Origin of the sequence: Arthrobacter sp. SLBN-112, from assembly GCF_030944625.1 — a bacterium.
In the GTDB taxonomy this organism is placed as follows: domain Bacteria; phylum Actinomycetota; class Actinomycetes; order Actinomycetales; family Micrococcaceae; genus Arthrobacter.
This window is the reverse complement of record NZ_JAUSXY010000001.1, coordinates 1,627,289-1,640,820: the sequence shown is the minus strand read 5'-3', so window position 1 is coordinate 1,640,820 and position 13,532 is coordinate 1,627,289. Positions and strand designations below refer to the sequence as shown.

Sequence of the window (13,532 nt, the reverse complement as noted above, 5' to 3'; positions counted from 1 at the left end):
TTTAGGCGCCCCATCCGGCTTGCTGGCCGCCTGCGCGGTCCTCGTTGATCTGTTTCTGGTAGCCGCTGGCCTTGTAGGCAGCGATCGGGTCCGCGGGCAGGCCGCGGGATTCACGCCATTCGGCCAGGATGGGCCGGACGTCGGTGTAGAACGCATCATTGAAGATGCCGTTGGCGCCCAGGACATCCCCGGCGCGCTGTGCCTCGCCCAGGGCAGCGGTGTCCACCAGCAAGGCGCGGGCTGTCATCTCCTGGACGTTCAGGACCGACCGGATCTGGCCCGGGATCTTCTCCTCCAGGTTGTGGCACTGGTCCAGCATGAGGGCCACGCCGGAGTCCTTGCCGAAGCCGCCGCCACGGATCACCTCGTGCATGATGCGGAAGAGCTGGAACGGATCGGCGGCACCCACGATCAGGTCGTCGTCGGCGTAGAAGCGCGAGTTGAAGTCGAAGGACCCCAACTTGCCCAGGCGGAGCAGCTGCATCACGATGAACTCGATGTTGGTGCCCGGCGCGTGGTGGCCGGTGTCCAGGCAGACGAACGCCTTCTCTCCCAGGGCCAGGGTCTGGGCGTAGGAGGTGCCCCAGTCCGGAACATCGGTGTGGTAGAAAGCCGGCTCGAAGAACTTGTATTCCAGCACCAGCCGCTGCTCGTCGCCCAGTGCAGCGTAGATCTCCTGCAGGGACTCGGCCAGGCGGTCCTGGCGGCCGCGCATGTCATCCTGGCCCGGATAGTTGGTACCGTCCGCCAGCCAGATCTTCAAGTCCTTCGAGCCGGTGGCGTGCATGATCTGGAGGCACTCCAGGTGGTGGTCGATGGCGCGGCGGCGGACCGACTCGTTGGACGAGGTCAGGGAACCAAACTTGTATTCGTCGTCCTGGAAGGTATTGGAATTGACGGTGCCCAGCCCCACGCCCAGTCCGGCCGCATACTCCTTCAGGGCGGCGTAGTCATCCACCTTGTCCCACGGGATGTGCAGGGCCACGGTGGGGGCCAGCCCGGTCAACTCGTGGACCTTCGCTGCGTCCGCAATCTTTTCCTGGACCGTGCGCGGCGTGCCGGGGGTGCCGAACACCTTGAACCGCGTGCCTGAATTTCCATAGGCCCATGAGGGGACTTCGATGGCAAGCTCCTCGAGCCTGCCCAGCGCCGTTGCTACGTCGTTCATGATGCTCTTTCCGGTGTCTGGTTCGTGTGGTTGGTGCCCCGCTGCTGGAGCTGGGGTGCTGGTGGTGCCTGCTGTTGCGGAGGTTTTGTGTTCCGGCGGTCAGCCCGCGGAGGGTGGGGCAGCCAACTGGCTGTCAAGGTTAAAGACTTCTTCCAGTACCTGGAACCCCTCATCGGGCGCCTGGCCGGAGTCTTCAAAGAGTGCTGCCATTTCCGCCTGCCAGCGGGCGTTGACCTCCGTCAGGGCCATCCGGGCGCGGACGGCGTCAAAGTCGTCACACTCCACGTACCCCACCAGGAGCCCGTCCTCACCCAGGAACAGGGAGTAGTTGTGCCAGCCGGCGTCTTTGAGGGCCAGCAGCATCTCCGGCCATACCGCCGCGTGCCTGCGTCGGTATTCCTGAATGAGCGCCGGCTGGACCGAGGAACGGAAACACACCCTCATTGGTACTCCTGTTCAAACCCGCAAAATTTTGAATCGTTTCATTGTTACGATTCAAAGTACAGTTGAACCTGAGCAGGTGTCAAGCAATGGCAATAAACTTTTGATCGCCCGCGCGGAACACCCTGCCGCGGACACATCAACACGGAGAATCGATGAACCGGACAGCCAGCATCAAGGACGTTGCCAACCCACGCTAGCGTGGCCGTGGGAACGGTCTCAAACGTCCTGAATTACCCGGACAGGGTGTCGGAACGGACCAAAGAACGGGTCCTGCGTGCCATCGACGAATTGGGCTTTGTCCGCAATGACGCCGCCCGCCAACTCCGGGTTGGCCACAGCCGCACCATCGGCCTCATTGTCCTTGACGTGGGCAACCCCTTCTTCACCTCCGTGGTCCGCTCGGCGGAGGACGCAGCGGCCCTCCAGGGAAGTGCCGTGCTGCTCGGGGACAGCGGACATGACGCCGGCCGGGAAGCGAATTACATCGATCTCTTCCAGGAGCAGCGCGTCCAGGGCCTGCTGATTTCACCGGTGGGCGATGTCACGGACAGGCTGGACCTCCTCCGCGAGCGCGGCGTCCCCACCGTCCTGGTGGACCGCCTGGCCGACGAATTAAAGTTCAGCTCCGTGGCAGTGGATGACGACGCCGGCGGGTACCTTGCCGCCCGGCATCTGCTTGACACGGGCCGCCGCCGGCTGGCGTTCGTGGGCGGCCCCACCTCCATCCGGCAGGTGGCGGACCGCCTTGAGGGGGCCCGGCGGGCCGTCAAGGAGGAGCCGGACGCCACACTGGAGGTCCTGGACTCGGAGGGGCAGACTGTCCTTGCCGGCCGGAGCGTGGGCGACATGCTGGTGCAGCGGGGCCGCGCGGAGCTGCCGGACGGGATTTTCTGCGCCAACGATCTCCTGGCCCTGGGCGTCATGCAGTCACTCACCATGACCCATACGTTCCGCATCCCGGAGGACGTGGCATTGATCGGCTATGACGACATTGACTTCGCGGTTTCCGCGGTCGTGCCGTTGTCCTCCATCCGCCAGCCCACCGAATTGCTGGGGCGGACTGCCATCGAACTGCTGTCCGAAGAGCTGGAATCGCAGAATCCTGTCCACCGGGCAGTCGTGTTCACGCCCGAACTGGTGGTTCGGCAGAGCACGGCCGCGCCTGAAGCCGGCTGACCCCCCGGGCGGCTACTTCCCGGCCTTCTGCAGCCATTTCATGGATTCCTCCCGCGACGTAAAGAAGCGTGTGGGGCACGGCGGAATGTGGACGCCCAGGAAGAAGTTGGCGATGATCCGGTCCACCGGGCTTGCCCCGAGCAGGGCGATGCGGTTGGCGGCGCAGGGGATGGAGAACACCCCGCGAGCCTCCCTGCTGACGTTCTCGGTGGTGGCCATGTCCACGAGCATTGGGTAATTGCCGTCCCCGGCGATGTCGTTAACGGCAGCCATCGCCGCCTGCGCGTCCTGGATTTCTATGCGCACCTTGGGTTCCCAAATGAGATGGATGATGCCGTCCGGTTGCAACTCCACGGTGCCCTTGCCGCCGTCGACCAATACGGGCTCCATGTCCCGCCTCCCTCCAGTGGGCAGATGTATGTCTCCTATCTTGCCCCAGTACGGAAGGGTCTTAAAGCTTCTCCACCATCAGGTTGCGGTAGGCGGCGCGGAGCGGCGCCATCTGGCGGAAACCCGATCCGGCCACCGGCAAGCGCGCGGCCGGACGGATCATCCCACGCAAACAGCCGAAGCCCGTTGATGGAAAACTCCACCCGGGGTCCGTGCTTCACCACTTCCAGGGTGTAGAAGTCGACGGCATCCTCCGCGGGCGGCAGCGGATCCGCGCCCTGGGCCACCAGTTCGAAGCCGGCACTCTTACGCAGGTTGCAGGTGCGGAAGGCGCGCTCGGACTGGTATTTGTGCCGGAAGTAGGAGACGTGCAGGGCATCGATGTCCCCCGAGTGGTATTGCGGGTAGTACCCGGTGCGGGGCGCCAGTGCCGGACTGAACAGGTCCAGCCCGCCCTGGCCGGCGGCCGCGAAGAACAGCATGGCCAGGCCCGGTTCGGCGAGCGGCAGGAAATCCCAACTGATGCGGATGCCGTCCGGGAACTCCTCGGGGCACCAGAAGGTCCAGTGCGCATGGTCGCCGAACTCGCCGTCATCCAGCATGCCGGCCAGCTCCAGGGCCCCCCTTGTGGCTCCCCAGCCGCAGGGGCCCTTCCGCCACCCAGCCGGCGACATCGTCCGGTCCTGCCAGGGGGTTGCTGTAGAGGACGCCCGTTTCCAAGCCCGCGGCGCCCATCTAGCCCTGTCCCGACGTCGTACTCAATGCCGGCTCCAGCGCACCGTAGCCCAACCGGCCAAGCTGCCGGGCCACCTCTCCGGCCACCAACATGGCACCCTGCTGCGAAAAGTGGGTGTTGTCGGCCAGCCCGCCGGGCCAGCGCGCATGCTCACCGGGCGCGAAGTGGCAAAAGAGCTTCCGGGAGCCGTCGCGCCCCAGCCTCAGGTACAGGTCTCTGGTCCAGGCGTTCAGGTCCATCACCGGGACACCCAGCTCCAGGCCCAGTTCGCGGACCACCTCGGGGTAGTCCTCCAGGCTTGCCTCCAGGACAGCGCCCGACGCCGGACCGTTGGCCGGGTGCCGGCCGTCCAGGAAGTGCCGCCGTTCCACCGGGGTGCACAGGACCGGTGCAGCGCCCGCCGCGCGAACCTCGTCCACCATGGTGCGCAGGTTCGCCGCGAAGCCGGTGCGTGCGGCGAGGTGCTGCTTCTTCTGGTCGTTGTGGCCGAACTGGATGAGCACCGCATCCCCGGGCCCTGCCTCGGCCAGCAGGTCCGCCCAGAGCCCCTCGTCGCGGAAGGATTCCGTGTTTGCCCCGCCTTTGGCGAAGTTGTGCACCGAGCCCCACCGGCAGGTGTGCGGCGGAAGCTGCGCTCCCCAGCCGCTCATCGGGAACTCTTGGGTGGGGCAGTCGGCGACCGTGGAGTCTCCGGCCAGCAGGATTTTCATGGTGTCCCTTCTGGAGTACGGGGTCAGCCCTTGACCGAGCCGATGAGCATGCCCTTGGCGAAGTGCTTTTGCAGGAACGGATAGAAGATGAGGATGGGCAGGGTGGCCACCACGATTACCGCAAACTTGATGCCCTGTTCCGGCGGGATGTAGTTGGGGTCCACGTTGCCGGTGCCCAGGAGGTCGGAGGCGGCCGTGACCTGTCGCAGGTACATCTGCAGCGTCCACTTGGAGTTGTCGCTCAGGTACAGCAGCGGTGACATGAAGTCGTTCCAGATCCCCACAGCGTAGAACAGCGCGAACGTTGCCAACACCGGCTTGGACAGCGGCAGCAGGATCCGCCAGAGGATCCCGATCTCGGTGGCGCCGTCCATCTTGGCCGATTCCTCAAGCTCCGCGGGAAGTTCCTGGAAGAAGTTCTTGATGATGATCAGGCTGAACGGGTTAATGGCCGCCGGCAGGATCAAGGCCCAGTAGGAATTGAGCAGGCCCAGGTCCTTGACCAGCAGGAACGTGGGGATCATGCCGCCGGAGAAGACCATGGCAAACACCACCAGGGACAGGATGACGTTCCTGCCGCGCAGGCTCTTCTTGGCCAGCGGGTAGGCCATGGTCACGGTGAAGGCCAACTGGACCAGGGTGCCCACGGCGGTGACCAGGATGGTGGTGACCAGGGCGCGGGTGAACGCCGGGGTGGCAAAGATGTACTCGTACGAGCCCAGGGTGAACTGCTCGGGCCAGACGAAGAATGCACGGCGCGTGATCTCCGCTTCGGTGGCGAAGGACCCGGCGAAGACGTAGATGAACGGCAGCAGGGTAATGATGCCAATCAGGCCAAGGAACACATAGTTGACGGCGTCGAAAACCCGGCCGCCGCGGGTGTTGTGGATTTTCATGGCTAGAACAGTCCGCTCTGGTTGAATCGTTTGGCCAGCCAGTTGGTGCCGAAGATCAGCACGATGCCCACCAGGGATTTGAACAGGCCCACCGCCGTGGAATAGCTGTAGGCGCCCTGCGTGATGCCCACGAAGTAGACGTAGGTGTCAAAGACGTCCGCCACCTCGCGGTTGAGGGCGTTGGTCATCAGGTAGATCTGTTCGAAGCCCGTGTTGAGCATCTGCCCGATGGCCAGGATCAGCATCACGATGATCGTGGACCGGATCGCGGGAAGCGTAATGTGCCAGACCCGGCGGAACCGCCCGGCGCCGTCGATGATCGCCGCCTCGTACTGGTCCTGGTCCACGGTGGACAGCGCGGCCAGGAAGATGATGGTGCCCCAGCCGGTGTTCTTCCAGATGTCCTGCAGCACGATCAAGGGCCGGAACCAGGCCGGATCGGACAGGAAATCTATGTGCGTCCCCATGAAGTTGTTCAGGAACTGGAACAGCGGTCCGATGTCCAGGGCGAACAGCAGGAAGCTCAAGGACGCCACGATGGTCCAGGACAGGAAGTGCGGGATGTACACCAGCGTCTGGACAGTGCGCTTGAGGATGGACAGGCGTACCTCATTGAGCAGCAGGGCCAGGACAATGGTCAGCGGGAACGCGATGCCCAGGTTCAGGAAAGCCAGGATCAGGGTGTTGCCCAACAGCCGGGGAAAGTCCGGGTTGGCAAAGAAATCCTCGAAATTCTGCACGCCCACCCAGGGGCTGCCGTTCACCCCCAGGAACGGGACGTAATCCTTGAACGCGATGGACACGCCATACATGGGGGCATACCGGAACACCGCGAAGTACACCATGCCGGGCAACAGCAGCAGGTACAGCCACTTGTAGTGCGCGAAATGGACGGAGAACCTGCCGTTCTTCCGTTCCCGGGCGGGCGGCCGGGTGGCCGCCCGCCCCTCAGCCTCGACGACGGGGGCTGCCATTTACTTGTTGTCCTGCCAGAGCTTGTTGATCTCTTCCTTGACCTTGTCGCCGCCGCTGGTGTCCCACAGCTTGATGGCGTCCTTGAGCCCCTGCTCATCGATCTGGCCGGCCAGGTACTTGATCCGGGCATCGGCCACGATGTTGTCCAGCTGTGCTCCCTTGGCAACATACGTTTGGGAAACGTAAGGCGCTGCCGGGTTGTAGACGGCGCTCTTGAGGTCCGCCGCCATGACGTCCGTGCGCTTGTCGAAGACCTGCTGCTCGTAGTCGCTGGCCTGCTTGACCGGGTAGAACTGGTTGCCGGTAACGTTCATGCCCAGCTGGGCGTAGCTCTTGATGTCTGTGGTGACGGCCTTGCTGGCGTCCGTCTCCGGCTTGACCGGAGCGGCCTTGCCGTCCACCACCGTGAAGTTGACGCCCTCAATGCCGTTGTTCAGGAGGATGCCGGCGTCCTTGCCATTCAGGGTGTTCAGGAAATCCAGGACTTTGCCCAGTTCAGCCTCCGTCCGGACACTGGCTTTCGGGATGGCCAGGAAGCCGGAGTAGCCGTCGGTGGGGTGGGCGTGCAGCTTACCGTCGGGGCCTTCGAGATTGCCCACGAACCCCACTTTGTTCTGGAAGTTGTTGGGGTCTGCCTGCTTGAAGAGATTGATCAGGACGCTGACGCGGGAATCGACGTCCACAATGATGCCGCCCTTGCCGTTGAAGAACGGTTCATTCCATTTGGTGCTGTCGAACGTGGCGAAGTCGGGGTTGATGAGCTTTTCATCCACCATCTTCTTGATGAAGCGGTCAGCCTGGAGGAACTCGTCGGTCTCGAAGCTGGGCACCAGCTTTCCGTCCCGCTCGGTCCAGCGGTTGCCGGCGCCAAACCATTCCTCGATCACGTCGTAGGGGCTGTTGCTTCCCAGCGCGCCCCATTTGGGAATGGTGATCCCGTACGTGTCATTCTTGCCGTTGCCGTCCGGGTCTTGCTCGGTGAAGGCCTTGGCCACCTTGTACAGGTCCTCGACGGTCTTGGGCGGCTGCAGGCCCAGCTTGTCCAGCCAGTCCTGCCGGAACATGACCGCGGTCCGCATCGGGGCGCGGCCGCGGAAGATGCCGTAGACCTTGCCGTTGACGCTGGCGTTCTTCTGGATGTCCGGATAGGTGGTCTTTAGGTTGGGGTATTTGTCCAGCTTGTCGGTGAGGTCCCAGAACGCGCCGGCCTGGGCGTTCTTGACGAACCCCGGGCTCTTGCCCTGGATCACCATGACCTGCGGGATGTCCGAACCCGCCAGCGTGATGTTGGTCTTGTCCTCGTAGGAAGCGTTGGGCGCCCAGTTGATCTTTACCTGCTTGCCGGTAATCTCTTCCAGCTTCTTCTGCACGGCACCGTCCGCGCTGGGCGGCTGCGCCTCAAGGAAGGGGGCCATGATGGACACGGAGGTGAGGTCGGCGGCAGGGGCGTCACCTCCGCTGCAGGCCGTAAGGGACAGGGCCGCGGCAGTGGCCACGGCGGCGGCCAGGGAAAGTTTCCTGCGGATCATATTCTTCCTTTTCCACTTCGTTGGGGTTATTTGGGCCTTCCGGCCACGGGATTGATACGTTTCATTAAATCGCCGGGCATGACGGAGCCACGCCCGGCAGGACAGAGGTCAGGCGGTGGAGGCGCCTTGCAGGGCAGGCAGGCTGTCCGACTCCACTGCGAGGGCCTCGGCCACGGATTCGTCATTCGCGGTGAAGAAGCGGTCGCAGAGCCAGCCGGTCAGGAAGAGCCAGGCCCCAATACTGAAGAACGGGATCAGGCCCGGGAGCGCCATGCTGGCGTACACCACGGCGGCGGAGACGAAGAGCAGGATGACCGTTCCCGCAAGATGCCGCACGGCAAACCGCGACGACGTCAGCAGGTACTGGGGCAGCGGCAGTTCGTAACGCGCATACATGGGGAACACGTAGCAGAGCGCGCCGGCCAGGAAGATCGCGGCAACGAAGATGGCCGCCGCAACCAGTTGCGGGAAGATCCCGCGGCCCGTCGAAAAGTAGTTCCAGTTCAGGGCGAGCGCCACAGAGACGGCCATGACCGGCAGCGCGAGGATGTTTGCCCGGCCAAAGTTCCTGGTATATCCGGCCGCAAATCCGCGTACCAGCGGAGCCGCCTCCCCCCGGGCCCGCTTGCGCACCAGGATCTGCGCCGCGGCCGTGGCGGGACCGGCGCCGAAGACGCCGCCGCCCAGCAGGGTGAAGGCGATCCACAGCAGGTTCAGGCCCGCAATCCACACAAGCGTGTCAAAAAATGAGTAGGCACGCGCACTGAAGGTCCCGGACAGCATGGCAGGGCTCCCTTCTGTTCTCCATCGTTGCAGAGGCGAAGCGGAAAGTGTCCCGCATCACGCTGGTAATCGGTTCCTCGAAATCTAGACCCGCACCCGCACTGGGGTCAAGTGAAATTTTGAATCGTTACATAGCTGGACTGGCGACGACCCCATGCCGCACACTGAAAGGTGGAAAGCGCTTGCTGGATCCCTGCGGGCGGCACGAGCTGGCGCCCGGACGGGCAGGACGGAGAACCATGGGCACGGCAACGGAAGCCGCCGGCAACGACACCGGAACCACCACGAGGGCTGCGGCGCGGGTCGCCCTGGTGGGCGTGCACGGCTTTGGCACCCACCACCTGCGGAACCTGGAACGCCTGCAGACGGCAGGCGTCGTCGAACTGGTGGCGGTGGCCGACCCGCAGGCGCCGGCACCTGGTGCTGTACCGCCGTCCGCCACGGTCCACCCCGGGCTCGACGAGCTCCTCCAGGCAACCCCGGGCCTCGATCTGGTCATCGTGGCCACCCCGATCCAGACGCATGCCCCGCTGGCGCTGGCTGCCCTCGCCACGGACGCGGAGCTGTACCTGGAAAAACCTCCCGTCGCGTCCCTTGCCGATTTCAACCGACTGTGCGCCGCGGCGGCGGAGTCCGGCCGGGGAGTCCAGATCGGCTTCCAGAGCCTCGGCTCGCACGCCCTGCAGGCCATCGAAGAACTGCTCGCCGCCGGAACCATCGGAACATTGGAGGGCATCTCGGCCACCGGCCGGTGGGTCCGCGACCGGGCCTACTACAAACGCTCCCGCTGGGCCGGGAAGCGCAGCATCAACGGCGTTGACGTCGTGGACGGGGTGGCCACCAATCCGCTGGCCCACGCCGTTGCAACCGCCCTTCGAATTGCCGGGGCGCGCACCACCGCGGACGTGGCGTCCGTGGAGACCGAACTGTACCGGGCCAACGACATCGAATCGGATGACACCTCCGTGATCCGGATCCGCACCACCTCAGGACTGCCCATCACCTGTGCCCTGACCATCTGCGCGTCCGAATCCGTCGAGCCATACGTGGCCCTCCAGGGCTCGGCCGGGACCGCGGTGTTCCACTACACCGAGGACCGGCTCACCCTTGAGACCGGCGCCGGACGCAGGGAGGAAACGTACGGCCGGGACGACCTGACCGAGAATCTCCTGGCGCACCGCGCCACCGGCGCTCCGCTCACCAGCAGCCTGCTGGACAGCGGGGCCTTCATGCTGGTGCTGGAAGCCATCCGAACGGCGCCGCTTCCCGCGCCCATCGATCCCGCCCACGTCCGGTGGGAGGGCGACGGCGACTCAGCCCACGCCGTCGTAATCGGCATCGAGGACGCGCTGGAACGTGCGGGGCAGCAGCATGCCACCTTCAGCGAGCTGGGGCTCCCCTGGGCCGTCTCCGCCCCGGCCACCTTCGATCTTCCGGCCTCCTGATGGGCGGCCAGGAATCCGGCGCCGGGCACCTCCACGCAATCAACCTCCTCGACGGACGGATTGTCCCCCTGCCTGACGGCTTCGCCGGCCCCCGGCTTCAGCTGGCAGTTGGGCCAGGACGACGGCGACGATCGCGCCCTGGCGCGGCAGACCGGCTATGAGCTTGAAGTCCGTGACGCCCGGGGCACGGTGGTGTGGGATTCGGGGCCGGTGGCTTCGGCGTCCCAGCGCCGCGTTCCCTATGGCGGTCCCGGGTTGGCAGACGATGCCGACTTCGCCTGGAGCGTGCGCATCCGCGATGCTGCCGGCAACCCAGGCCCCTGGTCTTCCCCGCAGCCTTTCAGCACCGGCCTCACGGAACCTTCCTGGCAGGCCACCTGGATCAGCCGGGCGCCGGGCGGACGCGCCCCGCTGGAAATCCACAACCACGCCCTGCGGGTGGCCGGCTCCCCCTTCCTGCCTGTCCCGTGCCCCGCACTCCGCAGCATCCGGCTCGAGGCCCGGCTCCGGCCCGTGATGGGGAGGGCCGGCATCATCCTGCGGAGCCGCGGACCGGGAACCGGCCTGCTGCTCGAACTGGGCCCGGCCGGAGAATTGGTCCTGCGCCGCACCCCGGACTGGGAAATCCCCTCCCCCGCCACCCCGGATTCCGAGATCCTGGGCACCGCCGCAGCCGCCGGGGGCCGGCAACCGGGCCCCGGATCGTGGCAGGACCTGGCCATCAGCGACGACGGGCAAACCATCCGGGTAGCGCTGGACGGGACGGAACTGCTGGTGGTTGAAGAACCGGCCTCCCCGGACGGCGGCGGAATGGCCGCCCTGCACCAGGGGCCCCGGAGCCAGGCGGAGTACGCCCGGCTCCGCGTCACCGGAACTGTTCCCGGCCGGTCCGGGGACGTCCTGCTGGACCACCATTTTGATGCCGGGGAGGAAGACGCCCTCGCGTGCCTGGCCCAGTGGGGCCGCACCACCGGGCACCGGCAGCCCGATGAGTGGACGCTGTTCCGGAGCACCGTGGTGCTGGACGGGACAGTCCGGCGGGCCAGGCTCTTCGTGGCGGCCCACCACCATGCGCAGGTTTCGGTGGCCGGCACGCCCTGCCTCAGCACCACGTCGTTCGGCTATCCCGGCGAGGGGTATTACGACGCCGCCGACGTCACCGAAGTCCTGGCCGAGCACACGGCCGGCACGCCCGTGCCTGTGACGGCCCTGCTCCACTGGTACGGCCCGGGCCAGGGCCGCGCCGCGGGCGTCCCCGGCCTGCTGGTCCGGCTGAGCGTTGATTACGACGACGGCCGGCGGGACGTTCTCACCTCGGGCCCGGGCTGGCGTGCCGGCGAGGCGCCGTACCGCCAGTCGGGCTACCGCAATGACGAGGGCGACCCCGTGGAGCACCTGGACGGCGAGGCGGCGGCAGCCCTGGACATCACCGAAGACCTTCCTGCCGCCATCAACGGCGGCCGCCACCCGTCGTCGGACTTCCCCCGGCTGCACGCCCGCCGGACGTTCCTTGGCGGGGAGTTCGTGGCACCGCGGCAGTTCCTTGCCGCGGAGGATGGCACCATGGTGGCGGACTTCGGCCGCGTCATCCCGGCCAGGCCCGAGGTGGACTTCCTTGCCGGCATCCCGGGGCGCACCGTCATGCTCCGTGCCGGCTACGTCCTCCGCCCGGACGGACGGGTGGACGCCGGGAAGACCGCCAGCCAGAACACGGACATGTCCTTCCCGTACACCCAAACCGCCGGGCCCCAGCAGTTCCGGGCCTCGGTGCACCTGGGCTTCCGCTACCTGGAACTGCCCGGCGTCGAGGCCGCGGAGGTGTCCCGCGTTGGCGCCTTTACCGTCTACGGCCGCCACCCCGGCGAGGGCAGCTTCAGCAGCTCGGACCGGGCCCTGGACGCCGTGGTCGGGCTGCTGCGCGATTCTGCGCTCTACGGTGTCCAGGAGCAGTTCGTGGACACTCCCACCCGGGAAAAAGGCCAGTTCCTGGCCGACGCCGCGAACATTTCCTACGCCACCATGGCGCTCTTCGGCGAACACGCCTATACGGCGCAGGCGCTGCGGGAGTTCGCCTGGTCAGCCCGCCGCTACTGGAGCACCGGGGCGGATCAGGGCCGGTACAACGCCGTCTATCCCAACGGCGACGGCAAGCGTGACATCCCCGATTTCTCCCTGATGCTGCCGGAGTGGGCGGAGGAGTACCACCTGCGCTCCGGAGACCTGGGCCTGGTCCGCGAACTGCTCCCCCACCTGCGCAACACGGCTGACTACGCGCTGCGCTACATTCAGGCGGAAGGCCCGACGGCGGGACTGGTCACCAGGCTGGGCGGCGGCTCCGGCCCCTACCTGCACGGCATCGTGGACTGGCCCGCGCCCGGCCGGTTCGGCTATGACATGGAGTGCGCGGCCAAGACCACCGTCAACGCCCAGGCCTACTCGGCACTGGTGTCAACGGCACGGCTCTGCAACGCGGCCGGCGACGAAGACGCAGCCATCCGCTACTCCACCGCCGCCCGTTCGCTGGCCGGCGCCATCCGCACCCGGTTGCGCGTGGGCGGGGTGATGGTGGACGGCCTCCATGAGGACGGGGCACCCAGTTCCCACGCTTCCCAGCACGCCACGTCCTTCCCCCTGTCCCTGGGCATCACCGATCCCGGCCACGCGGAAGCCGATGCCGCCCGGATCGCCGGAATGGGCATGCGGCAAGGCCCCATGACGGTCCACCGGCTGGTCCGCGCATTGATGAGCCAAGGCCGCACGGACGCCGTCCTGGACCTCCTCACCGCGAAGGACCAGCCGGGCTGGGCGCGCCTCCTGGACCGCGGCGCCACCTTCACCTGGGAAGCCTGGGACCTGGCCGAGGGCACCGACTACAGCCAGTCGCACGCTTGGTCCGCGTCCGTACTCAAGGAGATCCTCGAGCACCTGCTCGGCATCCGCTACACCGTCCCTGGCGGAACCGGGGTGGTGATCGAGCCGCCGTTGTGCCGCCTGGAGCATGCCCGCGGCAGTATCCCGGTGGACAACGGCTACGTGCACGCGAGTTGGCGCAGGCAGGGTGGTTCGGTGGAGCTGGAGTGCACGGTCCCCCCGGGTACCACGGCCACCGTCCGGCTGCCCGCCGGCACTTACGGGGTCAAGGGGCCCACTGCGGATGACGCCGTCGTACTTTCCGCCCCGGCGGGCGCCGACGACGGCGCCACCAGGGACTTCCGTGTGCACACCGGCACCTGGACGTTTATTCCAACCGGCCAATTTTGAGTGGGGAAGCGGTGCCCGG

At 66.3% G+C, this 13,532-nt stretch carries 11 protein-coding genes and 1 pseudogene; 3 read left to right on the top strand and 9 right to left on the bottom strand.

Translation table 11 applies throughout. From position 1 onward, the window contains the following. Position 1: 1 nt before the first annotated feature. Positions 2-1,168, bottom strand: coding sequence for an L-rhamnose isomerase (gene rhaI / locus QF050_RS07665; RefSeq protein WP_308929902.1), 1,167 nt, complete (start codon positions 1,166-1,168; stop codon positions 2-4). Between the two features lie 99 nt (positions 1,169-1,267). Beyond that, positions 1,268-1,612 (bottom strand): L-rhamnose mutarotase, encoded by a 345-nt coding sequence (locus tag QF050_RS07660; RefSeq protein ID WP_308929901.1) that lies wholly within the window; start codon positions 1,610-1,612, stop codon positions 1,268-1,270. Between the two features lie 152 nt (positions 1,613-1,764). Between QF050_RS07660 and QF050_RS07655 the strand changes: the two are divergent. Beyond that, a pseudogene (locus QF050_RS07655) lies at positions 1,765-2,788 on the top strand (LacI family DNA-binding transcriptional regulator). Between the two features lie 12 nt (positions 2,789-2,800). Here QF050_RS07655 and QF050_RS07650 read toward each other — a convergent pair. From QF050_RS07650 to QF050_RS07620, 7 genes are all read right to left on the bottom strand, one after another. Further along, the gene (locus QF050_RS07650; protein WP_308929900.1) at positions 2,801-3,178 is read right to left on the bottom strand and encodes an STAS/SEC14 domain-containing protein; all 378 of its coding nucleotides are present in this window, start codon (positions 3,176-3,178) and stop codon (positions 2,801-2,803) included. A gap of 35 nt (positions 3,179-3,213) precedes the next feature. Then, complete coding sequence (locus QF050_RS07645) at positions 3,214-3,852, bottom strand: DUF1961 family protein (protein WP_308929899.1); 639 nt, start codon at positions 3,850-3,852, stop codon at positions 3,214-3,216. 61 nt (positions 3,853-3,913) lie between these two features. Beyond that, the gene (locus tag QF050_RS07640) at positions 3,914-4,624 is read right to left on the bottom strand and encodes a rhamnogalacturonan acetylesterase (protein ID WP_308929898.1); all 711 of its coding nucleotides are present in this window, start codon (positions 4,622-4,624) and stop codon (positions 3,914-3,916) included. A gap of 23 nt (positions 4,625-4,647) precedes the next feature. Continuing rightward, the gene (locus QF050_RS07635) at positions 4,648-5,520 is read right to left on the bottom strand and encodes a carbohydrate ABC transporter permease (RefSeq protein ID WP_308929897.1); all 873 of its coding nucleotides are present in this window, start codon (positions 5,518-5,520) and stop codon (positions 4,648-4,650) included. 2 nt (positions 5,521-5,522) lie between these two features. Continuing rightward, positions 5,523-6,494: an ABC transporter permease subunit gene (locus tag QF050_RS07630; RefSeq protein WP_308929896.1), complete on the bottom strand. Its 972-nt coding sequence runs from the start codon at positions 6,492-6,494 to the stop codon at positions 5,523-5,525. Continuing rightward, positions 6,495-8,024 (bottom strand): extracellular solute-binding protein, encoded by a 1,530-nt coding sequence (locus QF050_RS07625; RefSeq protein ID WP_308929895.1) that lies wholly within the window; start codon positions 8,022-8,024, stop codon positions 6,495-6,497. It abuts the gene before it with no gap. 108 nt (positions 8,025-8,132) lie between these two features. After that, complete coding sequence (locus tag QF050_RS07620; protein ID WP_308929894.1) at positions 8,133-8,807, bottom strand: DUF624 domain-containing protein; 675 nt, start codon at positions 8,805-8,807, stop codon at positions 8,133-8,135. Positions 8,808-9,046: 239 nt separating this feature from the next. Here QF050_RS07620 and QF050_RS07615 point away from each other — a divergent pair, with 239 nt between their 5' ends. Together QF050_RS07615 and QF050_RS07610 are read left to right on the top strand one after the other, a co-directional pair. Further along, positions 9,047-10,252, top strand: coding sequence for a Gfo/Idh/MocA family oxidoreductase (locus QF050_RS07615; RefSeq protein ID WP_308929893.1), 1,206 nt, complete (start codon positions 9,047-9,049; stop codon positions 10,250-10,252). A 60-nt stretch (positions 10,253-10,312) separates the two neighbouring features. Next, on the top strand, positions 10,313-13,513 hold the full coding sequence (locus QF050_RS07610) for a family 78 glycoside hydrolase catalytic domain (RefSeq protein ID WP_308929892.1): 3,201 nt from the start codon (positions 10,313-10,315) through the stop codon (positions 13,511-13,513). The last annotated feature ends 19 nt before the right edge of the window (positions 13,514-13,532 follow it).